Below are 25,329 nucleotides of genomic sequence, written 5' to 3'. Positions count from 1 at the left end.
GGTGAAGTGCCGCGGGTCGCCTCGGGTGGCGTGGGGTACGGCGGTTCAGCGCGAGCCCTTGGGGTCGAGCGCGTCGCGCACGCCGTCGCCGAAGAGGTTGAAGGCAAGAACGGTGGTGAAGATGGCCACGCCCGGAACGATCATGTACAGCGGATCCGAGTCGTAGTAGTCGATCGCGTTCGAGAGCATCTGTCCCCACGAGGCGGTGGGCGGCTTGACGCCCACACCCAGGAAGCTGAGCGCGGCCTCGGTCAGGATGTTCGTGGGGATCATCATCGTCGTGTAGACGACGATCGGGGCCACGAGATTGGGCAGCAACTCCTTGGCCAGGATGTGGAAACGCCCGGCGCCCAGGGCTCGGGCGGCCTCGACGTACTCGCGTTCGCGCATCGACAACGTCTGGCCGCGCACCACGCGCCCGATGTAGGGCCATCCGAAGAAACCGATGACCAAAATCATCACGAAGACGCGGACGCTCGAACCGGTCATGCCCAGCATGTCGTTCGGCATGACCGAGACCAGTGCGATGATGAACAACAGTTGTGGGAAGGCGAGCAGACCGTCCATGACGCGGCTGATGGCCGCGTCCACCCAACCGCCGAAGAAGCCCGCCACAATCCCCAGGACCGTGCCCAGGACGACCGCCACGAGGGCGGACAGGAAGCCGACGAGCAGCGAGATCCGGGCGCCGTGGAGGATACGGGCGAGGATGTCCCGGCCGTTGACCGGCTCCACGCCCAGCAGGTGCTCGCCGCCGATGCCGCCGAGGGATCCCTTGGGGGTGCCGAACAGCGGGTCGATCGTGTCCTCGTGGAAGACGTTCGGATCCTGTCCGATCAGGTTCGAGATCACCGGCGCGAACACCGCGATCACGACGAGCGCGAGGATGACGGCGCCGCCCGCCAGGGCCAACCTGTCCCGCCTGAGTCGTTCCCAGGCGATTCGCGCCGGCGAACGGCCCTGTACGGGCTCGGTGTCGCCCCCGACCGCCGCCGCTTCGTCGACCGCGCCGGGGGCCGCTGCCGCGACCGGGTTCGGGGCCGCCTTCGCGCTCGGCTCGTGCAATGGTGCCGTCATCTGCCAGGGACCCCTCTCGACCGGCGCCGGCCGGACCGTAATGGATGCGCACCGGGCGCGGGACGACCACACCGCGCCGCGGAGCTCGGCCATCGGGACCGGAGCGCGGATTCGCCACCGCTCACACCGGCACTTCCCGCGGGGCGGGACGGGCCCGCCGTACGTTTGCCGGATTGTGCCTGCGGAAAGCGTGGCCCCTGGATCCGCCGGAGGCATGTGATGCCCGTCCAGAGATTCCTCGAATGCTTTGTATGTCCGGCCAAAGAGGCGCGCCGGCGCGATACCGAGGGCCTGGATACCGGAAAACTCCCGGAATTATCGGATACGCGCGCGCCCGAACCGCGCGCGGGCACGGGAATACCGAATCTCCGGCGCGCACGAATTCCGCCGCGCGGCCAACCCGCCCCGATTGTTCCGGCGTACAAATCGGCGGGCGTATCCCGGTAGCCCGAAACAAAGGCGCCGGAACCCCGCCGGTTTTAACCTGCGGAAGTGACGTGAACGCGTACGGCCACGGTCCACCGCGGCGGCCGGCCTCCGTGCGGCTCGATACGGCAACCACCCCGCCGGGGTGGGGTGTTCCGCGCCCGGCGGCCCCGTGCGCGGCCGGCTGCGCCGCGCACACCGATCACCCACATGCCCTCACCGCCACCGTGCCGGCCCCTGCCCGGCCGCCGGCCCACCCAGTCGGAGCACTGCGATGAACGGATCCACAATCCGAGAACTGCGCATGATGGAGGACCTCGATGCCGTCAGCCTCCTCTATGCCGGCATCTGGGGGTCCCGACCCGGCAACTCACCCATCTCCGCCGAGGTCCTGCGGGCACTCGCGCACACCGGGAACTACGTGGCGGGAGCGTACGAGGACGGCCGCCTGGTGGGAGCGTCGGTCGGCTTCTTCGGCGAACCCGTCGGCACCAGCCTGCACTCGCACATCACCGGCTCCGTCGTGGGGCGCGGCGTGGGCCTGGCCCTCAAGATGCACCAGCGGCAGTGGGCGCTCGCGCATCGACTACGCCGCATCACCTGGACCTACGACCCGCTCATCCGCCGAAACGCCCACTTCAATCTGACCAAACTCGGCGCCCTGCCGGAGGACTACGTGCCGTCCTTCTACGGCGCGATGCACGACACCATCAACGGCGGTGACGAGTCCGACCGGGTCCTGGTCGCCTGGGACCTCACCGCGCCCACCCCGCCCGAGGTGGTCGAGCCGCCGCTCGGCGCCGCCCACGGCGTGCGCAATCACCGGGGCCGCCCGGAGATCGCCTCGACCGACGCCGAGACCGTACTCGTCGACCTCCCCGACGACATCGAGGCGCTGCGCCTGACCGACCCCGGCACCGCCCGGGCCTGGCGGCTGGCCGTACGGGCCACCCTGGGCGGTCTGCTCGCCGAAGGCGCCCGCGTCGTCGGCTTCCACGAACGCCGCCGCTACGTGGTGCAACGCACCACCGCCACCGGCACCACCCGTGTCCGACCCCCGGTACAGGAGCACCAGTCATGAAGACGAAGATCACCGGCATCGAACTGCGTCGGATCGCGATGCCGCTCGTCACCCCGTTCCGCACCTCCTTCGGCGTGGAGACCACCCGCGACGTGCTGCTGGTCCGCGTCGTCACCGCCGACCACGAAGGGTGGGGCGAGTGCGGGGCCATGTCCGAGCCGCGCTATTCCTCCGAGTACGTGGACAGCGTGCAACACGTGCTGCGCCGGTTCCTGATCCCCGCCCTGCCGAAGGACGGCCTGAACGTGCACGAGCCGGCCCGGGTCATGGCACCCTTCACCGGCCACCGCATGGCGAAGTCCGCGCTGGAGACGGCGGTGTTGGACGCGCATCTGCGCGCCGCCGACGAGTCCTTCGGCTCCTACCTGGGCGCCGCGCGGGACCGGGTCCCCTGCGGTGTCTCGGTCGGGATCATGGACTCCGTGCCCGAACTCCTCGACGCCGTGGAGCGGTACATCGCCGAGGGCTATGTGCGGATCAAGCTGAAGATCGAGCCCGGGTGGGACCTCGCTCCGGTCCGCGCGGTGCGCGAGCGCTTCGGCGGCGAACTGCCGCTGCAGGTCGACGCCAACGCGGCCTACACCCTCTCGGACGCGCAACACCTCGCCGCACTGGACGACTTCGGCCTCCAGCTGATCGAACAGCCCCTGGCCAACGACGACCTGGTCCGGCACGCCGCACTGGCCAAGCGGCTGCGCACTCCGATCTGCCTGGACGAATCCATCACGTCCGCGGCCGACGCGGCGGCGGCCATCTCCCTCGGCGCCTGCTCCGTCGTCAACATCAAGCCGGGGCGCGTCGGCGGCTATCTCGAAGCCCGCCGCATCCACGACCTCGCCCGGGCCCACGGCGTCGCCGTCTGGTGCGGCGGGATGCTGGAGACCGGCCTCGGCCGCGCCGCCAACGTGGCCTTGGCCGCGCTGCCCGGCTTCACCCTCCCGGGCGACACATCCGCGTCCGGCCGATACTTCGCCACCGACATCACGAAGCCATTCGTGCTCTCCGACGGCCACCTCGACGTCCCCACCGGCCCCGGACTCGGCGTAGAACCCCTGCCCGACGTCCTCGACGCGGTGACCACGTCGGTCGAGTGGATCAAGATGTAGGGGCCGCGGCCCCGATCGCCCTGCGGTCGACCCGGTCGGCGTAGTGGCGGTACGGGGCCGCGAGACCGGGCCCGGGAAGGCGCCGGGTCCGGTCTCGGCGTGTGGTGGGGTGCGCCGCGGCGGGTCAGTTGCCGTGCAGGGCTGTGTGCAGGGCGTTGACGGCGAGTGTGCGGGCGACGTTCGCGGCGCGGGTGTCGCGCAGGCTGTCCAGGAGGAGGAAGTCGTGGACCATGCCCGCCACGCGGACGGAGGTGACGTCGACGCCGGCCTCGCGCAGCCTGTTGGCGTATTGCTCGCCCTCGTCGCGCAGCACGTCGGCCTCGTCGGTGATGACCAGGGTGGTCGGGAGGCCCTTGAGCTGGTCGAGGCTCGCCCGCAGGGGAGAGGCGTGGTGTTCGGCGCGTTGGGCGGGGTCGGTGGTGTAGGCGTCCCAGAACCACTTCATGCCGTCGCGGGTGAGGTAGTAGCCCTCCGCGAACTGCAGGTACGAGGGGGTGTCGAAGTCGGCGTCGGTCACCGGGTAGAGCAGGACCTGGGCCTTGAGGTCGATGCCGCCGCGCTCCTTGTTCATCAGCGCGAACACCGTCGACATGCAGCCGCCGACCGATTCGCCGGTGACGGCGATCCGTGAGGTGTCCAGGCCGTGTTCCGCGCCGTGCTCCAGGACCCACCGCCCCACGGCGTAGTTCTGCTCGACCTGGGTGGGGTACTTCGCCTCGGGCGCCCGGTCGTACACGGGGAAGACGCCCGCGGCGCCGGCGCCGACGGCGAGTTCGCGGAAGAGGCGGTCGTGCGTCTTGTCGTCGCCGAAGACCCAGCCGGCGCCGTGGATGTAGAAGACCACGGGCAGCGGGCCGACGGCTTCCTTGGGCCGGATGATGCGGGTGCGGACGGTGCCCCACTCGCCGGCGTCCACGTCGACCCACTCCTCGTCGACGTCCGGCCGGGGCACCGTCGGGTCGCTCTGCAGCCCCAGCAGGATCTCGCGGCCCTTCTCCGGAGGCACTTCGTAGATTCGCGGATGCGGGGCGGTGGCGTTGCACAACTCCTGCGCGGCGGGTTCGAGGTAAGGCTTGATCGGCGGGGGAAGCGGGGTCATGTCGGCTCCGATCACGAGCACTGCGTGGCCTGGAATGTCGGTCCCGCGCCGACGGCCGACCGCTCGGGTGCGGACGGCCGCTCACGGGACGAGCCCCCCGGTCCATCCTGGTACATATCGGCCGGGTTCGCCTTCGAGGCGGTCGCTACGGTTGCCGGCTCGGGGTGAAGCAGCGGCGGGGGTGGGTCGTGGGGTGGGCGTGCTCGGCGAACGTGGTGAGCAGGTGCTCGGGGCGCAGTCCGTTCGAGGACATGTCCTGGCGGAATCCGTCCATGAGCACCACCGTGCGGTGTGCCAACGCCCGGGCCACCTCCGGTGGGTTCGCGACCGCCCGCGCGTCCGATTCGGGGGCGGCGGACATCGCCGGGGAGCGTGTCGTCGCCATGTGGGCGGTCGGTGACCCGGCCGCGCGTGCCCAGGGGGCGGGACGATTGCGTGCCGACTTCGTCCCGGACGACCTGCTGCTGATGCCAGCGGGCAAGGGCGGCGAGCCCTGGCGCTTCGAGGTTCATCGGGTGGTGACCGTGTCGGGGGTCTCCGGCTCGTGTACGGCGGTGGGGGCTTGGGTTTGCGGGCCGCGGAGGGCGATGTAGAGGAAGAGCGCGCCCAGCACGGCCGCGCCCGCCCACATGGCCTGCTGCCAGGCGTCGACGAAGGACTGCCGGGCGGCGTGGAGCAGGTCCGGCGCATGCGGGCCGGTGTCGTCCGCCACCTCGACGGCGTTGGCGATGCCTTCCCGGGCGGTGTCCGCGGGCCCTTGGGGGATGCCGGTCAGCCGGTCCGCGATGGCGCTGCGGTATCCCGCGGACAGCAGCGCGCCGAGCAGGGCCACGCCGAGGGCGGTGCCGAACTCGCGGGTGACGTCGTTGAGCGCGGAGGCGACACCCTGCTTCTCGCGCGGCAGGGATCCGGTGATCGCCTCGGTGGAGGGCGTCATCGACAGGCCCATGCCGATCCCCATGGCGAGCATGCCGGGCAGGACGGTCGGATAGCCGCCGGTGGCGGAGACGAACAGGGCCATCAGGGCCAGGCCGATCCCGGCCACCGCGATGCCCACGGCCATCGTCGCGCGGGAGCCGATCCGTGCCGCGAGCCCGGGGGCCAGGCCCGAGGCCGTCATCATCATCACGGCCATCGGCATCAGCGCGAGCGTGGACAGCAGGCCCGACCACCCGAGCACGGCCTGGAAGAACGGGAACAGGACCACGGCGATACCCGCCTGGACCCCGAAGACCACCAGCAGCGTCAGCGACCCGCCCGCGAGGCCACGCTCGCGGAACAGCCGTACATCCAGCAGCGAGGCGTCCCGCCGGCGCAATTCCCAGGCCACGAAACCGAGGGCGGCGATCCCGCCGACGGCGAGGCCGATCACCGTCGCCGGAGCCGTCCAACCGTGCTCGGGACCCTCCTGCAGGACGAAGATGAGGCCGACCACGGCGACGACGGAGACCAGCGCGCCGACCGTGTCGAAACGATGGGCCGACTTCTCCCGGGAGTCGGGGACCGACTTCAGCGTCATCGCCAGCGCCACGACGCTCAGCACGACGGGCAGTACGAACAACCAACGCCAGTCCGCGACATCGACGAGGAGCGCGGACAGGAACATGCCCAGGATGCCGCCGCCCCCGGCGACACCGGTCCACACGCCGATCGCCTTGCCGCGCTGCGCCTCGGGGAAGGTGGCGGTGATGACGGCCAGGGTGATCGGCATGATCATCGCGGCTCCGACACCGGCGGCCACGCGCGCGGCCAGCATGACCTCCGCCGTCGGGGCCAGGCCCGCCGCGACGCTCGCGGCGGCGAAGACGCCCAACCCGGCGATCAGCATCGGTTTGCGGCCCAGACGGTCGCCGATCGCGCCGAGCGGCAGCAGGAGCGCGGCCAGGGCGAGGGTGTAGATGTTGATGATCCACAGGACCGTGCCCTGCGAGGCGTCGAACGCGACCGCCATGTGGGTCTGGGCGACGTTCAACCCGGACACCGAGGCGATGACGGCCATGAGGGCGACGGATACGGCGATCAGGATGGCGCGCAGCCGACGCGTGTCGGGTACACCGTCCCCGCCGGCCGCTGCGGTCGGTTCGGGCTGGTTCGTACTCATGGGGTCCTCTCGAAAACGGCATGCCGAACAGACGCCGGTAGGACCGGTGGCGGGTTGCCGGCGGGTGGGGCCGAAGGCTGGGGGTCAAGCACTCTCGACGCTAGGCCCGATTTGCATCACAGGCATACGATGTTGCCCATGACGCAAGAAGATGGGGAGCTGGACAGCCTCGTGCGCAAACGCATCCGTGCCCTGCGGGTGGCGCAGGGCTGGTCCCTGGAGGAGCTGGCCGGGCGCGCCAACCTCAGTCAGTCCTCGCTGAGCCGGATCGAGAACGGGCGGCGCCGGCTCGCGCTGGATCAGCTGGTCACCCTCGCCCGCGCACTGGACACCACGCTGGACCAGCTCGTGGAGACCGCCACCGACGACGTCGTCGTCAGTCCGATGATCGACGGCGCGCACGGCCTGATGCGCTGGCCCATCAAGGGCGATCCGGGCATGAGCGTGGTGCGTCAGCGCATGACGGAGCCGCCGCCGGACAATCCCGCGCGGATGCGCGCCCACCCGGGCCGGGAATGGCTCGTCGTGCTGTCCGGCACGGCGATCCTGATGCTCGGCCACCGCCGCCTCCGCATCGAGACGAATCAGGCCGCCGAGTTCCCCACGATGTTGCCGCACGCGATCGGTACGGCCGGCGGGCCCTGCGAGATCCTGGGCATCTTCGACCGCGACGCCCGGCGCAGCCACCAGCGCGAGGGCGGCGACTCCGGATGCACCCCGCTCGAACGAGTGTGACGCTGGAGTGCGGGACCACCACGTTCGAGGAGGGCCACGATGTCCGTCATGGACAAGCTCAAGCAGATGCTGAAGGGCCACGAGGACAAGGCCGGGCAGGGCGTCGACAAGGCGGGCGACTTCGTCGACGACAAGACCCAGGGCAGGTACAGCGGTCAGGTCGACACTGCCCAGGACAAGCTGAAGGACCGACTCGGCGGGGATCAGGACACTCCGCCGCAGTAACGGTGGAGAGCCACGCGGCGGTCCCCGCCATCCGACATCGGATGGCGGGGACCGCCGTCGTGCTCGGGGTTGTGCCGGCTCACCCCGGATCAACGATGGCCGGCGGACCGGCTCACCGGTACTGCGTGCTCGCGGTCACGCCGGTGAAGCTCTGTGCGGCGGCGAGGGTGAAGTAGACCCAGCCGGACGGGGGATCGGCGATCGTCAGGGTCTCGGCGTTGCCTGCGTTGGTGGACTTCGCCCGGTAGTCGGTGGTGGTGGCCCAGGTGCCGCCGCCGTAGTACAGGTCGGCGTTGCCGGTGCCGCCGGTGGTGGTGATGGTCAACTCCTTGACGCCGGCCGGCAGGTACAGGAAGTGGTAGGCGGCGTTGCCGGTGGTGGCCGCGAGATTGTCCCGGCGGCAGTTCTTGTCGAACTGCCGGGGATCGGCGTTGGTGCACAGCGCAATGGCCGCGGCCTCCGGCAGCGGGCCGCAGTCGGCGGTGGCGCAGGTGGTCGTCAGCCAGCCGGCGAAGTCGGCGTCGTAGCCGGTGCCGATGGTCTGCTTCAGGAAGGTGCGGGCGCCGGCCCAGTCGCCGGTGCGGTACTTGGCGAGCACGGTCTCGACGTCGGCGGGGTGCGCCTGGAGCATGTAGCGCACGGCCAGCCAGCCCCACCGGTAGACCCGGGCCGAGTTGACGTCGGGGTTGTCGTCCTGGTCGTAGACGGTGTCGAAGAGTTGGCTGAGCGTGTAGGTCTTCTGTCCGGCCGCGGCGATCGCGTCGGCGTTGCGCTGGTTGCGGTAGCCGTACGAGATGTTCTCGGCGATGCCCTCGACCCACCAGATGGTCGGTGTGGTCATGCCGGCCTCGAAGTCGCCGTACATGTTGTAGCGGCCGTCGAGGTAGTGGGTGTACTCGTGATTGAGGTTCCAGATCTGGAAGGACGGACGCAGCCAGTCGGCCTCGTGGGCGATGAAGCGGGCCTGGTTGCCGGCCAGGTTCGGGTTGCCCTCCTCGTAGGTGCCGCCGTTGTCGACGTCGATGTCGTAGATGGCCCAGCCGTACAGCGAGTACTGGGTGTAGTCGTCGAAGACGACGACCTCGAGGTTGGTGTTCACATCGCCCGGGATCGCGCCCTTGTCGCCGATCACCCGGTGGAAGTAGGCGTCCTGGTTGATCAGACTGGTACAGGTGCCGGTCAGTTGCGCGGGGGACATGTCCTGGGCGCGGATCTTCAGGTTCGGGCTACACGTGTGTTGGGTCGGCAATACGACCGGGAGCACCCGGGCACCCAGGTCGCAAATGGCGTACGCCGCACAGTTGTTCCGGTCGAACGCGCGGGTGTACCAGGCCAGGTTCATGGTGATCGGTCCGGTGGGGCCGATGTTCGGGTAGCGGTTGATCAGGTCCTTCAGCAGCGGTCGGACCCGATCCTTCAACTCGGGGATGTCGAGGGCGTAGCCGAGGAAGCGGCCGACGTTGCTGACCACGTCCAGGCGGTTGAGTTGGGCGTTGTTGCGGGTGATGAAGTCGGCCCAGGTGTTCGTGATGGTGGGGTCGGCCTTGAGGGCGGCCCGCCAACCGCGGGCGTCGTTCTTGGCCTTGAAGCCGTTCTCGGCGATCCACTCGACGTGCGCCACGGCGAGGGTCATCGCGTCGGGCCATGTGGCGTCGTAGCTTGCGAGGAGCCACTTGACGACGCCGGCGTACCGGCCGGCGGTGCCGGTGCTGTCGATCAGCGTGACGACCTCGTTGAGGGTCGCGCCGTTGGCGTCGGTGACGTCCTTGCTGTGCGGGGAGGCGAAGAAGGCGTCCAGTGCGGCGCGGGCGGCGGTGTCCAGTGCCGGGCCGTAGGCGCCGACGGCGTTCGTGTTGTTGTCCTGCACGTAGTAGCCGGCGCGCAGGAACAGCACGAGCTGCCCGATGGAGGTGTCGTTGGTGCCGGGGTACGCCGCGGAGGCGTCGCGGAGCGCGTCGGCGACGGTGACCATCTTGGCTTCGCGGAAGGCCGTTCCCGCGGTCGGGCCGGTGAGGTTGAACAGCGGGTACGTGCACGTGACGTCGGGGAGGGCCGTCAGTTGTCGGATCAGCTCGGGGCCGCTCGCGTCGATCACTGCGGACAGGTCGCCGCATCCGTTGGCGGCGGCCGAGAACTGCCTGGCGTCCGCGCCGGGTTCGGTGGTCGGCGGGGCCGACCGGGCGTGCTCCTCGGTGCCTTCCTGCGAGGAGATGTTGAAGCCGGAGGCGTCGGCCCGGGCGTCGGGTGACTTGGGGACCGGGATCGACCGGGGCGCGGTGGGCGGGGTTTTGCCGGCGCTTGCGCGGGCCGCGGCCGGGGCGGTGGCGGCTTGGGACTGGGCCTGGGCCTGGGCTTGGGTCTGGGCCTGGGCCTGGGCCTGTGGAGCGAACAGGCCGAGGGTCAGGAACAGGGCTACGCCGAGCGCGGGGAGTCTTCGCGCGTGGGCCGTAGATATCCGGGAGAGACGCATGTGCGGGGGCCTCCGGAGCTGTTGTGGCCGCGTACCGGGACGCAGCCTTCCGATGTGCGACATGTAACATGGCACATGTCGCACCGCGCCGGAAGAGTCTCGACCGGAATGCCACCCGCTACGCCTGAAACGCCGTCACATTGCGGGCCCCGTACGGGGGTTGGGGTGGTGACTGGCCAAGGTGCGCTCGGGCCTGCGCGACCTGGCGCACGATGGCGTGCGCCTCGTGGGTCCGTGCGAGCGCATCCGCCTCGGTGAGAATGCGCAGCGCGTCGTCGCGGCGCCCCGCTGCGGCGGCGATGTAGCCGAGGCCCACCATGTTCGCCGCGACTGCCGCCTGGTGTCCGGCCGTCCGGCGAATCTCGGATGACCTGGTCAGGTGCTCCCGGGCCGCCTCCAGGCGACCGGCGGCGTGGTCGGCGACGCCGAGGTGGCGCAGCGCCTCGGCCAGGGTCTCCCGGTCGTCGACCTGTGCCGCGAGGTCGCGGGAGCGTTCGAGGAACGGTACGGCCGTGGCGTTGTCGCGTCGGACGACCTGATGGACGGCGCCGATTCAGAACAGCGCCTCGGCCTCGCCCCGGACCTGGCCCAGGGCCCGGAACAACGCCAACGCGCGTTCGAACGCGGGCAGTTCGGCCGGGTCCTCGCTCGCGTCCACGTCCCGCCGGGCCAGGAACCGGGCGTGCCGTACGCGTCCGCGAGACAGCTCCAACTCAGCTTCCACCGCGTCGAGTTCGCGATCGGCGGCATCGAGTTCGGCGTGGTCGCCGCCGAATACGCTGCGTTCGTAGGAGCCCTTGGCCCGTTCGATCCGACCGTCCGCGACCATGGTTGGCTCCTCGTCGTTTCCCCGGTCGGTCGTCGACTCGATCCGAGAGGCGTGTCGAACGGACCTGCGGACGTCACCATACCGACGGGCAGGGCCCGTATCCGGGGAACTCGCCCGCCGGCCGGCGGTGGCAGGATCGAAGCCATGGCGAGCGTTTTCGGTGACTTCGAGCTGACCATGGACGAGTTGCGCGTCGTGACGCGCTATGCGGCGGAGAGCGCGCGGGACGTCCTGCACGTGTTCGAGGAAGGTGTTCCCGGCGACCCTCGCCCGCGCGCGGCGCTCGACGCCGCCTGGGAGTTCGTCGACGGTGCGCGGCGGACCAGGCTGCAGCGCGTCACGTCCCTGGACGCGCACCGGGCCGCCAAGGACGCGGGCATCGAAGCGGCCCGCCTTGCCGCGCGGTCCGCCGGCGACGCGGCGGCCGCCGCCTACCTGCACCCGATATCGCGGGCCACCCAGGTCGGACACATCCTGCGCGCCGCAGCGAGCGCCGCCCGCATCGGCGAACTGGGCGCGGGCGGCAACCCGGCGGTCGGGGACGCGTTGATCGAACAGGCTCGGCGACGCGCCACGCCCGAACTGGTCTCCGTACTGCGGCGATACCCCCTCGCGCCGACCTCGAGAAACCGCGTCGGACAGCTCATGAGCGCCCTCGACGCCGCTCTGCGGGCGGGCGCCTGAACCACGCGGGGCGTGGGCCTGGACAACAGGCGGGGGAGTGATGCGATCGAAAAGTGGCGGGCGTCGGCGCCCGGGCCCCGCCGGGGGTGGGTACAGGCCCACCGGGCTCCGGGGGGCAGCGTCATCGTCGTGGTGCCGGGGCGGCGGCACGCTGGACGCACAGCCCACGAAACGGAGGGTCGTCATGAACAGCCCCACACGCCGGACCGTCCTGCGCGGTGGCGCACTCGCGGCGGGCGGGATCGCCGCGGGCGCCCTCGGCGCGACCGGCCCGGCGTTCGCCGCCGCGCCGCAGGCCGATCCCGACGCCGTCGACCGTCGTCGATTCCCGTTTCTGGAAGGCGCGTTGGCCCCGCAGCGGGAGGAGGTCACCGCCTTCGACCTGCCCGTCACCGGTCGTCTGCCGCGCGCGCTCGACGGTCGTTACCTGCGCAACGGACCCAACGTCCTGGGCCTGGAAGACCCCCGGGCGCACCACTGGATGATCGGCGCGGGAATGGTCCACGGCGTGCGGCTGCGCGATGGTCGGGCCGAGTGGTACCGCAGTCGCTGGGTGCGTTCGGCCGACGTCGCCGCCCGGCTCGGGGAACCGTACCGGGGCCCCCAGCCGCCCCCCGTCGACGACTTCCCGGCCAACACACACGTGATCGGGTATCGCGGACGTATTCTGGCGTGTCAAGAGGGCGGGCCGCTGCCCTACGCGCTCGACGGCGATCTGAACACCGTCGGGTTGTGCGACTTCGACCGCACCCTCGACGGATCCTTCGCGGCGCACACCAAGTTCGACCCGTACACCGGCGAACTGCACGCAGTGACGTACGCCATCGACTGGGACCACGTGCGCCACATCGTGCTGGACCGGGCCGGCCACGTCGCCCGAACCACGCGCGTCCCGGTGGCGGACTCGCCGATGATGCACGACTTCGGCCTCACCGAGAAGTACGTCGTCCTCTTCGACAACCCCATCACCTTCGACGCCGACGCCGCCGCTGCGGGGGCCCTGGTGCCCTACGTCTGGAACGCACGACACCCGGCGCGCGTCGGCCTGTTGCCACGAGCGGGCGGCCCGACGGCATGGTTCGACATCCCGCCGTTCTACTTCTCGCACACGCTCAACGCCTACGACGACGGCGCCGGCCGTGTCGTCGTCGACTTCACGCGCATGCCCGCGCCCTTCGAGCCGGCCGGACGCGGACTCGGCGGTCCGGCCGCGGCCGGACCGCCCTCGCTGCACCGCTGGACGATCGACCCCGTGCGCGGGGTCGTGCGCACCGAACGTGTCGACGATCGCCCGCAGGAGTTCCCCCGGATCAACGAGGCGTACCTGGGCAGGCGGCACCGATACGGTTACACCGCGGCGTCCGTCGAGCTGTACCGCGCCTACGGGCCGGCGGTGAGCGAGAGTGGCATCCGGGCGGGCAATGGGCTGGTCAAGCACGACCTGCTGCGCGGTACGACCGCGGTGCACCGCCTTCCGCGCGGCGCGGACGCGAGCGAGCCGGTGTTCGTTCCGGCCGAGCGGGGCGCGTCCGCGGGACGTGCCGAGGACGACGGCTACATCCTCGCCTACGTGAACAATCCCGAGCGCGACGCCACCGACCTGGTCGTCCTGTCCGCGCAGGACTTCACCGGCAAGCCGGTGGCGCGCGTCCACCTCCCCGTCCGGGTCCCGCTCGGCTTCCACGGGAGCTGGGTCCCGACGGACTGACGCCGCGATGCGCCGCCCGCCGGGTGTGCGATCACGAACATCGCGAATACATAAGGTTGTTGGTGTATTGCCCTGTGTGACTGGGGTAGTTGTACGGGTGTGCCGGCTCCCCCCGTGGCCGGCACCCGCGCGGCCCGACATCGGTTGACCCCCGTCCGACCGTCGGGCCGCGTCCATCCCGAACCGGTCGCTTCACGGCACTCACGCCGGGGATGATTCGGGTATCCCACCCTCTGGTGAGGTCGAGGCGTCCGGAAGGCGCGGGTGTGAGTCATTCGGGTGAACCGGGGCGATAGTGGTTGCCGGAGGCGGGTGCTCTCGTTGAACCGGGTGCGCGTCGCGGTCCGGCGGCGCGGATGTTGCGCTATACGGGAGATTGTCGTGAACTCGTTCAAAAAGGCCGGAGCCCTGGCCGTCGGTACCGCCGCTCTCGTGATGGCGGGCACGGGTGCCGCGAGTGCGAGCTCCGAGGCCGACGCCGCCGCGGTGAAGTCCTCGGGTGTCTTTTCCGGCAACATCGGCCAGTCTCCGTTCCATACGCCGGCCGAGGGATGCGCCAATACCGCCAACGCGGTCGCCGCGCTCAACCCGGCGTTCGGGAGCGAATGCGTCATTGCCGAGATCGAGAACAACGACTACGACGACGAGGATTACGAGGACTACGACCACGAGGGTGACCACCACCGTCCCCATGGCCACCGCCCCCACGGCGGCGGTGGCTACCAGCACGACGACGGCCACCGCTCGCTCCTGGAGCGTGTCGGGGTCTGACGACCCGCCGACCCGGGAGCCGGCGCTCGCGCGATCGGCCCCGACCATCGAAACGGACGCCGTTGGTTGAATTCGGTTCCCGTTGCCTCGCCCCGTCGGATCCCACCCGGATCCGACGGGGCGAATCGGTTGGTGGGTGACGGTGCGTGGCGTTCGTCATCCGGTCCACGCGACGACGTCGGCCTCCGAGACCCGAATCGTGGTCTCGGAGGCCGACGTCGTCACGTGCGCGTGCGGGGTACCGCTCAGCAGGGTTGGTCGATGTGGTCCGCGTGGAAGTGCACGGCTCCCAGCACCTGCGGGTCGAACACGTCCAGGAGCCCGCGCAGCGGCTCGTCGGGCTGGTCGGGGCCCCAGAGTTCCAGGGCCATCTCGCCGTGGTAGAGCATCGGCCAGCGCACGTAGTGGCGGGTGTCCTCGGGATCGTGCAGCGCCCGCGAGTCGGCCAGCGTGGAGCGGGCCACGTCGATCATCAGGTCGGTGCCACAGCCGAACCCGTACGGATAGCGGTCCCGGTCCGGCGGGATGCTCTCGATCAGCGCCGGGTCGGCGTACGAGACACCGACGTGCGCGTGCAGGCCCGCCCGAATGGCCGGCACCTCGCGGGTACCGTTCGGATCCCACTGCCAGTGCCCCGCCGCGTTTTTGCCGACCCGTACGGTGGGCGCCGCCTCGAACAGCGCGCAGACCTCCCACGCCTCCACCGACGGTGCCATCGGCTGCATGCCCTCGGGCGCCAGAACGCGCACCCGGCCCCGGTCCAGGTGATGGTCGACGGCCACGAGGTCGCCGGTGGACAGGTCGCGTTTGTCGACCCCCCAGCGTCCGGACGCGGTGACCACGAGCGCGTCGAGGTCGGGATCGAACGCGAAGAGCATGCCCTCGCTGAAGCCCTGGAGGTTGAGATACATCGCGTAGGTGCGGCTCAGCCGGGGCGAGACGAAGTCGCGCATCGCGTGCGGCGCGGGCAGCAGCCCGAGGTCCCCCATCCGGGTCCCGGCCGCCACCAGGCTTCGCGGTGCGCGGGCCGCGGCCCACGCCTCGGCGGTGATCGCGTCGCGCACCACGTCGTGCCGGCCCGCCACCTCGTGCGCACACGCCGCGGCGACCAGCCGATCGCAGATGCCCTGGGCGACGTGCTCGGTCTCGGTGGGGTGGCCGCCCTCCATCGTGCACAGCGTCGCCTCGGCGACCTCCCCGGGCAGCGTGCCCGGGGTGATGAACACGACGGTGAACACGCCGACCCTGGCCATCAGGATCCGGGCGACGCGCACCACCTCGGGGTGCGCCATCTCGCTCATCCGCTCGGGCACTTCCGCGACCGCGACCAGTCGCCCGACCATGCCCTGCCGACCCTGGTCCTTGCGGAGCCTGAGCAGCAGCGGAGTGGGTTCCTCCACGATCCGGTCGGCCAGCGGGGCGGGGCCATCGGGTACGGACACGCCCACCAGGACCACGTCGAGCCGGGTCTCGCGATCCGCCGACGGGATCAGCCGGTGCCCGCCGCGGACGAACGCCGCCGTCAGGTCGTCCAGGAACGACCGCACCACGCCGGAGAGTTCGGGGGCCGGGTCGACGACCCGGACACTGCACGAACGCCACCAGTCCAACTCTTCCAACCGCCGCCCGGAGGCCGGGGCGGCGCAGTACGCCGACGTTGTTTCCGCTCGGGTCACGGTCATGCGGGGGCTCCTGAGGTTGCTGCGCGGAAGGCGAGGACGGCGTTTTGGCCGCCGAACGCGACCGAGGTGGAGATCGCGGTGTTCAGGCGAGTGGGGCGGCGCGGGGCCTTGGCAACCACGTCCAGATCGATGTCGGGGTCGGTGCGATGGTGATTGGCCGTGGGTGGGATGCTCCCGTGTTCGAGGGTCAGGACGGTGACGGCCGCCTCGATCGCGCCGCCCGCGCCCCCGGAGTGACCCAGGACGCTCTTCACGGCGGTGACCGGCGGGCAGCGGTCGAAGGTGGCCGCGAGGAAGCGGGCCTCGGCGGCGTCGTTGAGGACCGTGCCGGTGCCGTGCGCGTTGACGTGGTCGACGTCGCCCGGGCCCCAGTCGGCGTCGGCCAGCGCCGCGCGCGTGGCGAGTCGGGCGCCGCGGCCGTCGGGGTGCGGCGCGGTGACGTGGTGGGCGTCGTTGGCCGAGCCGTACCCGGACAGCAGGGCCCGCACCCGGGCCCGACGGGCACGTGCGTGCTCCAGCCGCTCCAGGACCAGGACGCCGATGCCCTCGCCCAGCACGAAGCCGTCGCGGTCGGCGTCGAACGGCCGACACGCCTGCTCCGGGTCGTCGGACCGGGTGGACAGCGCGCCCAGTTGGGCGAAGGAGGCCGCCGTGATGCGGTTGCACATCGTGTCGGCGCCGCCGGCGAAGACGACGTCCAGGGTGCCCGCGCGCACCAGGTCGCGGGCGACACCCAGCGCGGTCGCGCCCGACGCGCAGCCGGCCGCGGGCGCGAAGTTGGTGCCCTGGGCGCCCAGGTCGAGGGCGACCTCGGTGGCCGGGTTGTTCGGCAGGGAACGGGGCAGCGCGGCGGGGGAGATGGTGGTGGCCCGATCCGCGGTCAGTCTCGCGATGGCCTCCGTCAGGGACTCCATGCCCGGACCGCCCGAGCCGATGATCACGCCGACGCGGGTGGGGTCCCAGGCACCCGGGTCCAGGGCGGCGTCGGTCAGGGCCTCGCGCGCGGCGGCGACGGTCATGCGAGCCGTGCGATCCATGCGACGGGACAACCGTCGACCCAGGAGGGCGTCCCCGTCGAAGTCGGGGACGCTACAGGAGACGTCGACGGCCAGGCCGGCGAGGACCGGGTCGCGGCGGGCCGTGGAAACGCCCGCACACAGGGTCCGCCAGGTGGCTTCGACGCCGATCCCGCCGGCGGTGACCAGGCCCAGACCGGTGACCGCGACCTCGACCGAGGCCACCTCAGCCCTCCGAGGACGGGGCACCCGCAACGGAGGCCGAGCCGGAGGGAACGCCGGCGCCACCGGGTGCGTCTGACGGGGCCGCGGCGCCGCGAGCGCCCGGGACGACCGCCTCGCAACGCGGGGCCGCCTCGAACGCCGCGGCGGCCTCGATCAACGTGGTGTCCTTGTCCAGGTTGCCGAGCCCGCGGAAGTCCTTGTCCGTCCGGTCCGCGACGATGACCGCCAGCTCCGCCAGTGACAGCGAGTCCAACTCCAGCGTGGCGAAAGTCGCTTCGGGAACGATATCTGCGGCGTCGATGCCGAACTCCTCGACCAGCAACTCACACAGCATCGCGTACACGGGGAATGCCTTCCTGCTCGGTCGGACCGGGCACACCCGGCGGCGCGTCGCCGTACAGCAACCCCGATCGGGTATGCGATCGAGCATCTTGTGTATCGGTGACGAGGTCGGGGGCAAAACTCCCGCGCGACCGCCCCCGCACCCCCGAACCGGCCCTTCACCTGGGGCGATGCATTTGGAACGGCACCGAGAGCCCGCCCGGATGTTCACCCGCAAGTACGCAACCATCAGGGCCGCGAACGCACGACCGCGGACGTGGCGTGACCTTTGCCGAGTCCGTGCGGTTAACCGGCCCGTACGAGGTGCACTCGCTCGTCCCTCCGCACCCGAGGACGTCCCCCGGGTGCCGGGTGGTTCGCTTCCGCCCGTTTCGAGAAGGAGGCAGTAATGTCCACGGCCCTGGTCACCGGCGCCAGTTGTGGCCTCGGCGCCGACCTCGCCCGCGCCCTCGCCGCCCGCGGCCACGATCTGATCCTGGTCGCCCGCAGCGCCGAACCCCTCGACCGCCTCGCGAGCGAACTGGCCGCCGAACACGACGTCGAGGCCCGCGCGTTGCCCGCCGACCTGACCGTCGAGGGCGACCTCGAACGGGTGGCCGAGGCGGCGTGCGGCAGCGACATCCTGATCAACAACGCCGGCGCCGCCCTGGGCACACCCTTCGACCGCACCACGTGGGCGGACGAGCAGCGCATGCTCGCGCTCAACGTCGTCGCCCCGTCGCGGCTCGTCCACGCCGCGCTGCCGCACATGCTCCGGCGCGGCTTCGGCCGGATCCTGGTCGTCTCCTCGGTGGCCGCGCTCGGGCCCGCCTGGCAGGGCACCGCGTACGGCGCGACCAAGTCGTACGAGTTGGCCATGACCCAATCGCTGGCCTACTCCCGTCGCATCCGCACCTCGCCCGTCGCGCTCACCGCACTCGTACTCGGCTACACCGCATCGCAGTTCCACGTGCGGGCCGGCATCACCGCACCACCCCCCTCGCTCACGCTCGCATCGGCCTACGTGGCGAAGCGGGCGGTACGGGCCATCCATCGGCGACGTCCGCCGGTGGTATGCGTCCCGAGCCTGCGCTACCGGGTGCTGGCCGGGCTTTTGCGCCATGCCCCGTACCGGTCGCTGACCGTCCCCGGCTTCGCCAAGGACTTCACCGCCGGCCCGGCCGAACTCGGCGGCCTCGACGCCGGTCGGGTGGTGTCGCCCCGCGACGAAGGCGCCGACGAGGTATCCGCCGTCGAGGGCCGCCGGGACGGCCGGGCTCGATCCTGAGGGGTGCTACTGCGCCGAACGAGCGACCGCCAATCAGGCGATCATCACGCCCCGGAACTCGGCTCTCGTCGATAAGCCCTGGTCAGGCGCGTGCGCACGATGACTCGTGGGCATTTCCCGTGCGCCGCGCCCGGTAGCCTGCCCGGTCTGCGACGTGGCCGCGGCCGGTGGACGGAAATGCCGTCACCGCCGGAACCGCCCCGTCGCGGCGCGCACATCGTTGACTCACAGGAGGTTCGGTCCGGTGTTCAGTCGTGTTGCCATCGTCAACCGTGGAGAGGCCGCGATGCGGTTGATCCACGCCGTCCGGGAGCTGGCTGCGGAAACGGGGATCCGGATCGAGACGGTCGCTCTGTACACCGACGTCGACCGTACGGCCACCTTCGTGCGCGAGGCCGATCTGTCGTTTGACCTGGGGCCGGCGTCGGCGCGCCCGTATCTGGACCTGAAGGCCCTGGAGCGCGCGCTGGTGGCCACCGGCGCCGACGCCGCGTGGGTCGGGTGGGGTTTCGTCGCGGAGGACCCGGCGTTCGCCGAGTTGTGCCGCGAACTGGGCGTGGCCTTCGTCGGCCCGAGCGCCGAGGCCATGCGCAAACTCGGCGACAAGATCGGCTCGAAGCTGATCGCCGAAGAGGTCGGCGTCCCCGTCGCCCCGTGGAGCCGCGGCGCCGTGGAGACCCTGGATGCGGCCCTGGCCGCCGCGGCCGAGATCGGCTACCCGCTGATGCTCAAGGCCACCGCCGGCGGCGGCGGACGCGGCATCCGCGTGATCACGAGCGACGCCGAGCTGGTCGACGCCTACGAGCGCACCAGCCAGGAGGCCGCGCGCGCGTTCGGCAGCGGCATCGTGTTCCTGGAGCGCCTGGTCACCGGTGCCCGACACGTCGAGGTCCAGGTGATCGCCGACGGCCAGGGCACCGCGTGGGCGCTGGGTGTGCGCGACTGCTCGATCCAGCGGCGCAACCAGAAGGTCGTCGAGGAGTCCGCCTCCCCCGTCCTGGCGCCGGACCAGGTGGCCGAACTCAAGGCGTCCGCCGAACGTTTGGCGCTGGCCGTCGGCTACCGCGGCGCCGCCACCGTCGAGTTCCTCTACCACCCGGGGGAGCGGCGGTTCGCGTTCCTGGAGGTCAACACCCGGCTCCAGGTCGAGCACCCGATCACCGAGTCCACCACCGGATTCGACCTGGTCAAGGCGCAGTTGCGGGTGGCGGCGGGGGAGCGGCTGGACGGCACGCCGCCCGCGGAGCGCGGGCATGCGATCGAGGCCCGGCTGAACGCGGAGGACCCTGACCGCGACTTCGCCCCCTCCCCGGGTCGGATCGCCCGCCTGGACCTGCCGGCCGGGCCCGGCATCCGCGTGGACACCGGCGTCAGCGAGGGCGACACCATTCCCGCCGACTTCGACTCGATGATCGCCAAGATCATCGCGTACGGGCACGACCGCGACGAGGCGTTGGGCCGGTTGCGGCGGGCGATGGCGCAGACCACGGTGATCATCGAGGGCGGCGCCACCAACAAGAGCTTCGTGCTCGACCTGCTGGACCAGCCCGAGCTGATCGACGGCAGCGCCGACACCGGTTGGATCGACCGCGTGCGCGGCGAGGGCCGACTCGTCTCGCACCGCCACTCCGCCGTCGCACTCGCCGCCGCCGCCATCGAGGCGTACGAGGAGGAGGAACACGCCGAGCGGCAGCGGCTGTTGTCCACCGCCGCGGGCGGGCGACCACAGGTGCGGCACGAGAGCGGTCGCCCCCTGGACCTGAAGCTGCGCGGTGTGGGCTACCGCGTGCGGGTGGCGCGGGTGAGCCCGCACCGCTTCCGGGTCGGCATCGAGGCGGGCGAGGTGGTGCGTACCGCCGATGTCGAGCTCGACCGGTTCGACCGGCACACCGGCCAGATCGTGGTGAACGGCACCCGTTACCGGCTGCTCACCGCCACGCACGGGCCGACGCACCTGGTCGAGGTCGACGGCGTCACCCACCGGGTCGGCCGCGACGAGGGCGGCGTCGTTCGCTCCCCCGCCCCCGCCCTGGTCGTCGCCACCCCCCTGGCGGTCGGCGACGAGGTCGAGGCCGGCGCACCGGTCCTGGTGCTGGAGAGCATGAAGATGGAAACGGTGCTGCGCGCACCGTTCCGGGCACGCCTGAAGGAATGCTCGGTCTCCGTGGGCAGCCAGGTCGACGTCGGAGCGGCGTTGTTGCGCCTGGAACCGCTCGCCGCCGCCGAAGCCGAAGCCGAGGACACCGCGTCCGTCGAGCTGGACCTGCCGGCCGCGCCGGAGGCGATCCCGACCCGGGAGCGCGCCGCACGCGGCCGGGAGGACCTGCGCGGCCTGCTGCTGGGCTTCGACGTGGATCCGCACGACGAGCGTCGGGTGCTCGACGACTACCTCGCCGCGCGCCGGGCGGCGCTGTCGGACGGCGACGAACGGCCGCTGGCCCACGAGCTCGAACTGGTCGAGATGTTCACCGACCTCGCCGAACTGGGCCGCAACCGCCCGGCGGGCGAGGACGTGGGTGGTGAGGGGCACGTGCACAGCGCCCGTGAACACTTCCACACCTACCTGCAGAGCCTCGACGTCGAACGGGCCGGGCTGCCCGAGGCGTTCCGGGCCAAACTGGCCAAGGCACTCGCCCACTACGGCGTCACCGAGCCGGAGCCGTGCCCGGAGCTCGAAGCCGCGGTGTTCCGGATCTTCCTCGGCCGGCAACGCGCATCCGCCGATGCCGCGGTCGTCTCGGCGCTGCTGCGGGTGTGGTTGCGCGAGGCGCCGCCGGACGCGACCTTGCGCGAGCCGGTCGGCCTCGCCCTGGAGCGCCTGGTCGCGGCGACCCAGGTGCGCTTCCCGGTGGTCGCCGACCTCGCGCGCGGGCTGGTGTTCGCGTGGCTGGCCCAGCCGTTGTTGCGCCGCAACCGGGCCCGGGTCTACACCGACGTCCGTCGGCATCTGCGGCATCTGGACGCGCACCCGGACACCCCGGACCGCGCCGAGCGCATCGCGTCGATGGTGCGCAGCACCGAACCGCTGGTGTGCCTGCTCGGCCGGCGGCTCGTCCGCGACGGTCTGGACAACACGACCATGCTGGAGGTGCTGACCCGCCGGTACTACGGCAACAAGGGTCTCACCGGCGTGCGTTCGAGCGAGGTCGCCGGCTGCACGTTCGTGGTCGCCGAACGGGCGGCCACGCGCCTGGTCTCCGCGGCGGTGCGGTTCGACGAACTCGGCGGCGCGTTGCGCGGGCTCGCGGAACTCGCGGACGGCGAGGGCGCGGTCGAGGCGGACATCTATCTCGCGTGGGAGAAGCAGCCGGCGAACCCGAACGCGATGGCCGCCGCGCTGCACGAGGTCGTGGACACCCACTCGTTGGCACACCGGGTGCGCCGACTGACCACCACGGTGGCCGGTCGCGGCGGCGCGGTGATGCACCACCACTTCACGTTCCGCCCGTCGGACACCGGGATGGTCGAGGAGCGGTTGATCCGGGGCCTGCACCCGTACATCGCGCAGCGTATGCAGTTGGAGCGGCTGAGCAAGTTCGACCTCACCCGGCTGCCGTCCTCGGACGAGGAGGTCTACCTCTTCCAGTGCGTCGCCCGGGAAAACCCCGCCGACGACCGCCTGGTCGCCTTCGCCCAGGTCCGCGACCTCACCGAAATGCGCGACCACGAGGGCCGATTGGTCGCACTGCCGACCGCCGAGAACGTCGTCGCCACGTGCCTCGACTCGATCCGCCGCGCCCAGTCCCGGCGACCCGGGCGGGGGTACGCCGACACGAACCGGATCGTGATCTACGTCTGGCCGCCGACCGAGATCACCCGTGCCGAGTTGGAAACGCTCGTCGACCGTGTATTGCCGACGACCGAGGGCGCCGGTCTGGAGGAGATCCTGGTCATCGCTCGGATGCGCAGCCGGCACACCGGTGAACTGGACAAGATCGCCGTACGGATCTCCATGGACGCCTCCGGCGGTACCGAACTCACCGTCGGCGAACGCTCGTTCGAACCCGTCGAGCCGATCGACGAATACCGGCGCAAGGTGCTCCGCGCGGCTGCACGCAATACCGTCTACCCGTATGAACTGGTGCGTCTGCTCGGCGACTTCGTCGAGTACGACCTCGACGACGAGCACGTCCTGGCGCCGGTCGACCGACCGAGGGGCACCAACACGGCGGCGATCGTGGCGGGCGTGGTCACCACGCCGACCGAGCTGCACCCGCAGGGCATCGACCGGGTCGTCCTGCTCGGCGACCCGACGAAGTCGCTCGGGGCGCTGTCCGAGCCGGAGTGCCGTCGGGTGATCGCGGCGCTGGACCTGGCGGAGCGCATGCGGGTGCCGGTGGAGTGGTACGCGCTGTCGTCGGGTGCGCGGATCTCGATGGAGTCGGGCACGGAGAACATGGACTGGGTGGCCGCCGCGCTCAAGCGGATCGTCACGTTCACCCAGGACGGCGGCGAGATCAACATCGTGGTCGCGGGCATCAACGTCGGCGCACAGCCGTACTGGAATGCCGAGGCCACCATGCTCATGCACACCAAGGGCATCCTCGTGATGACCCCCGACTCGGCCATGGTGCTCACCGGCAAGCAGTCGTTGGACTTCTCCGGGGGCGTGTCGGCCGAGGACAACTTCGGCATCGGCGGCTACGACCGGGTGATGGGCCCGAACGGGCAGGCACAGTACTGGGCGCCGAACCTGGGCGCCGCGCGGGATGTGTTGATGGAGCACTACGACCGGACCCACGTGGTACCCGGCGAGACGATGCCGCGACGGGCGCCGACGAGCGACCCCGTCGACCGGGACGTGCGCGACTTCCCGCACACGTGGGCGGGCAGCGACTTCACCACCGTCGGTGAGATCTTCTCCGCGGAGCACAACCCGGACCGCAAGAAGCCGTTCGACATTCGCACCGTGATGCGCGCGCTGTCCGACCGGGATCACCCCGCGTCGGAGCGCTGGGCGGGCATGGCCGACGCGGACACCGCCGCGGTGCAGGACGTGCGCTTGGGCGGTGTGCCGGTGTGCCTGATCGGGATCGAGTCGCGAGCGGTGCCGCGTTTGGGATTCCCGCCCACGGACGGCCCCGACACCTACACCGCCGGTACGTTGTTCCCGCAGTCGTCGAAAAAGGTCGCGCGGGCGATCAACGCCGCGTCGGGCAACCGGCCGCTGGTGGTGTTGGCGAACCTGTCCGGGTTCGACGGCTCGCCCGAGTCGATGCGGAAGCTGCAACTGGAGTACGGCGCGGAGATCGGCCGGGCGGTCGTGAACTTCCGCGGGCCGATCGTGTTCTGCGTGATCTCGCGCTACCACGGCGGCGCGTTCGTGGTGTTCTCCAAGGCGCTGAACCCGAACATGACCGTGCTTGCGCTGGAGGGTTCCTTCGCCTCGGTCCTGGGCGGCGCACCCGCCGCCGCGGTGGTGTTCGCGGGCGATGTGCGGGCCCGGACGATCGCCGACTCGCGGGTGCGGGCGCAGGAGGCGCATGTCGCGACCGTCTTCGGCGCGGAGCGCGCCGCGGCGAAGGCGGCGCTCGACGAGATCCGCGCGACGGTGCGAGCGGAGAAACTCGGCGAGGTGGCGGCGGAGTTCGACCGGGTGCACGACATTCGGCGAGCCGTCGAGGTCGGCTCCGTCGACGCCGTCATCCGCGCCGAGGAACTGCGCCCGCGGATCATCGAGGCCATCGAACGCGGGTTGCGCCGCCCGACCGACGACGACCGGTCCTCGTCACCGGTCGCCCGAATGCAGCAGTGCGGAGCGCGTCCGTAGGGGTGGTTTCGAAAATCGCCGACATGCGTCGTGAGCAGCGACGATGCCGGAAGTCTCGGTATTCGTCGGGTTATTCGAGGCGGTTCGGATGCCCGCCGCACGCGGATCCGCGTTCAGGATGAACCCGACCGCCTCGGGCGAGGTGGTCTCTTCGAAGAGAAGGGGATCTCATGCGTAGGATCACGCGCGCTTCCGGCACCGTTGCCGCCGCGCTGCTCATGGCGGGTGTGGCCGCCGGCCCGGCGTTTGCCCTGACGGCGCACGCCGACCACGCGGCGCCGGCGTCGGTTCCGCAGGACGGTGGCTGGGGTGGTGGCGGCGGCCTGGGCGGCTGGGGCTACGGCGGCGGTGACGAGCACGGCGGCGGCGGTGGCGGCGGCTGGGGCCCGTTCGGCGGTGGCGGCGGCTGGAACGCCGCCGGCTAGGGCCGATGTGGTGGTCCGGGCGGACGCACGGCCGGGCGCGACCCGGCCGTGCGTCCGCCCGAGCGGCGGCCGTTCGGTACGCCGGCGTCGGATCGCTTCGTCTCCGCCGCCGTGTGGTCCTTTCGTTCGTCTCCTGACGCCGCACGCGAACGTCGGGGGGGGGGGGGCCCTGGGCGGGGGGGGGCTGGCCCGCCGGGGCGCGGGGCGGGGGGGGGCGGCGCCGCAAGGGACGGGTCCCCCTCGCCCGCCTGTCCCCCCGGCGCGGGCGAGGTCGACCCGTCCCTCGGCGA

Annotated in this window: 20 protein-coding genes; 10 read left to right on the top strand and 10 right to left on the bottom strand. The window is 71.4% G+C overall.

What is annotated here, in order from left to right; translation table 11 throughout:
- Nucleotides 1–45: 45 nt before the first annotated feature.
- Nucleotides 46–1,077 (bottom strand): ABC transporter permease, encoded by a 1,032-nt coding sequence (locus tag ACFXKZ_RS19775; protein WP_380002146.1) that lies wholly within the window; start codon nucleotides 1,075–1,077, stop codon nucleotides 46–48.
- A 700-nt stretch (nucleotides 1,078–1,777) separates the two neighbouring features.
- Here ACFXKZ_RS19775 and ACFXKZ_RS19770 point away from each other — a divergent pair.
- On the top strand, nucleotides 1,778–2,584 hold the full coding sequence (locus tag ACFXKZ_RS19770; protein ID WP_380002144.1) for a GNAT family N-acetyltransferase: 807 nt from the start codon (nucleotides 1,778–1,780) through the stop codon (nucleotides 2,582–2,584).
- On the top strand, nucleotides 2,581–3,690 hold the full coding sequence (gene menC, locus ACFXKZ_RS19765) for an o-succinylbenzoate synthase (protein WP_380002142.1): 1,110 nt from the start codon (nucleotides 2,581–2,583) through the stop codon (nucleotides 3,688–3,690). Before ACFXKZ_RS19770 ends, menC begins: the two co-directional genes overlap by 4 nt.
- A 124-nt stretch (nucleotides 3,691–3,814) precedes the next feature.
- Here the strand turns inward: menC and ACFXKZ_RS19760 are convergent, their stop codons facing one another.
- From ACFXKZ_RS19760 to ACFXKZ_RS19750, 3 genes are all read right to left on the bottom strand, one after another.
- A complete protein-coding gene (locus ACFXKZ_RS19760; RefSeq protein ID WP_380002140.1) occupies nucleotides 3,815–4,789 on the bottom strand; it encodes an alpha/beta hydrolase in 975 nt (324 codons plus the stop codon).
- Between the two features lie 145 nt (nucleotides 4,790–4,934).
- Nucleotides 4,935–5,150, bottom strand: coding sequence for a hypothetical protein (locus ACFXKZ_RS19755; RefSeq protein WP_380002138.1), 216 nt, complete (start codon nucleotides 5,148–5,150; stop codon nucleotides 4,935–4,937).
- Between the two features lie 147 nt (nucleotides 5,151–5,297).
- Entirely contained in the window at nucleotides 5,298–6,890 is a 1,593-nt protein-coding gene (locus ACFXKZ_RS19750) for an MFS transporter (RefSeq protein ID WP_380002136.1), read from the bottom strand.
- A 129-nt stretch (nucleotides 6,891–7,019) separates the two neighbouring features.
- Here ACFXKZ_RS19750 and ACFXKZ_RS19745 point away from each other — a divergent pair, with 129 nt between their 5' ends.
- Nucleotides 7,020–7,625 (top strand): helix-turn-helix domain-containing protein, encoded by a 606-nt coding sequence (locus ACFXKZ_RS19745; RefSeq protein ID WP_380002134.1) that lies wholly within the window; start codon nucleotides 7,020–7,022, stop codon nucleotides 7,623–7,625.
- Nucleotides 7,626–7,664: 39 nt separating this feature from the next.
- Nucleotides 7,665–7,850: an antitoxin gene (locus tag ACFXKZ_RS19740; RefSeq protein ID WP_380002132.1), complete on the top strand. Its 186-nt coding sequence runs from the start codon at nucleotides 7,665–7,667 to the stop codon at nucleotides 7,848–7,850.
- A 112-nt stretch (nucleotides 7,851–7,962) separates the two neighbouring features.
- On the opposite strand, the gene ACFXKZ_RS19735 is transcribed toward ACFXKZ_RS19740, so the two are convergent.
- The 3 genes from ACFXKZ_RS19735 to ACFXKZ_RS19725 all read right to left on the bottom strand — a co-directional run bounded on the left by ACFXKZ_RS19735 (nucleotide 7,963) and on the right by ACFXKZ_RS19725 (nucleotide 11,149).
- Complete coding sequence (locus tag ACFXKZ_RS19735) at nucleotides 7,963–10,320, bottom strand: collagenase (RefSeq protein ID WP_380002130.1); 2,358 nt, start codon at nucleotides 10,318–10,320, stop codon at nucleotides 7,963–7,965.
- 118 nt (nucleotides 10,321–10,438) lie between these two features.
- Complete coding sequence (locus ACFXKZ_RS19730) at nucleotides 10,439–10,873, bottom strand: tetratricopeptide repeat protein (protein ID WP_380002648.1); 435 nt, start codon at nucleotides 10,871–10,873, stop codon at nucleotides 10,439–10,441.
- Nucleotides 10,874–11,149, bottom strand: coding sequence for a hypothetical protein (locus ACFXKZ_RS19725; protein WP_380002128.1), 276 nt, complete (start codon nucleotides 11,147–11,149; stop codon nucleotides 10,874–10,876).
- Between the two features lie 144 nt (nucleotides 11,150–11,293).
- On the opposite strand from ACFXKZ_RS19725, the gene ACFXKZ_RS19720 reads away from it, so the two are divergent.
- The 3 genes from ACFXKZ_RS19720 (at nucleotide 11,294) to ACFXKZ_RS19710 (ending at nucleotide 14,312) form a co-directional block, all read left to right on the top strand.
- Nucleotides 11,294–11,833, top strand: coding sequence for a putative immunity protein (locus ACFXKZ_RS19720; protein ID WP_380002126.1), 540 nt, complete (start codon nucleotides 11,294–11,296; stop codon nucleotides 11,831–11,833).
- 184 nt (nucleotides 11,834–12,017) lie between these two features.
- On the top strand, nucleotides 12,018–13,541 hold the full coding sequence (locus ACFXKZ_RS19715) for a carotenoid oxygenase family protein (protein WP_380002124.1): 1,524 nt from the start codon (nucleotides 12,018–12,020) through the stop codon (nucleotides 13,539–13,541).
- A 381-nt stretch (nucleotides 13,542–13,922) separates the two neighbouring features.
- Nucleotides 13,923–14,312 (top strand): chaplin, encoded by a 390-nt coding sequence (locus tag ACFXKZ_RS19710; RefSeq protein ID WP_380002122.1) that lies wholly within the window; start codon nucleotides 13,923–13,925, stop codon nucleotides 14,310–14,312.
- Between the two features lie 245 nt (nucleotides 14,313–14,557).
- Here ACFXKZ_RS19710 and ACFXKZ_RS19705 read toward each other — a convergent pair whose 3' ends face one another.
- From ACFXKZ_RS19705 to ACFXKZ_RS19695, 3 genes are read right to left on the bottom strand one after another with little or no spacing between them, the layout of a single operon-like run.
- Nucleotides 14,558–15,994 (bottom strand): hypothetical protein, encoded by a 1,437-nt coding sequence (locus tag ACFXKZ_RS19705; protein WP_380002120.1) that lies wholly within the window; start codon nucleotides 15,992–15,994, stop codon nucleotides 14,558–14,560.
- Nucleotides 15,991–17,235, bottom strand: a complete 1,245-nt coding sequence (locus tag ACFXKZ_RS19700; RefSeq protein WP_380002118.1) for a beta-ketoacyl-[acyl-carrier-protein] synthase family protein — start codon at nucleotides 17,233–17,235, stop codon at nucleotides 15,991–15,993. The genes ACFXKZ_RS19705 and ACFXKZ_RS19700 overlap by 4 nt, the downstream gene beginning before the upstream one ends.
- A gap of 1 nt (nucleotide 17,236) precedes the next feature.
- Nucleotides 17,237–17,569, bottom strand: a complete 333-nt coding sequence (locus ACFXKZ_RS19695; protein WP_380002647.1) for an acyl carrier protein — start codon at nucleotides 17,567–17,569, stop codon at nucleotides 17,237–17,239.
- Between the two features lie 396 nt (nucleotides 17,570–17,965).
- Between ACFXKZ_RS19695 and ACFXKZ_RS19690 the strand changes: the two genes are divergently transcribed.
- From ACFXKZ_RS19690 to ACFXKZ_RS19680, 3 genes are all read left to right on the top strand, one after another.
- Nucleotides 17,966–18,844, top strand: a complete 879-nt coding sequence (locus tag ACFXKZ_RS19690; protein WP_380002116.1) for an SDR family NAD(P)-dependent oxidoreductase — start codon at nucleotides 17,966–17,968, stop codon at nucleotides 18,842–18,844.
- 244 nt (nucleotides 18,845–19,088) lie between these two features.
- A complete protein-coding gene (locus tag ACFXKZ_RS19685; RefSeq protein ID WP_380002114.1) occupies nucleotides 19,089–24,614 on the top strand; it encodes a carboxyl transferase domain-containing protein in 5,526 nt (1,841 codons plus the stop codon).
- 170 nt (nucleotides 24,615–24,784) lie between these two features.
- Nucleotides 24,785–25,039, top strand: coding sequence for a hypothetical protein (locus tag ACFXKZ_RS19680; RefSeq protein ID WP_380002112.1), 255 nt, complete (start codon nucleotides 24,785–24,787; stop codon nucleotides 25,037–25,039).
- The last annotated feature ends 290 nt before the right edge of the window (nucleotides 25,040–25,329 follow it).

This window comes from Embleya sp. NPDC059237 (assembly GCF_042754105.1).
Lineage (GTDB): Bacteria > Actinomycetota > Actinomycetes > Streptomycetales > Streptomycetaceae > Embleya.
The sequence above is the reverse complement of the archived record's forward strand: the minus strand, read 5'-3'. Positions and strand labels throughout refer to the sequence as shown.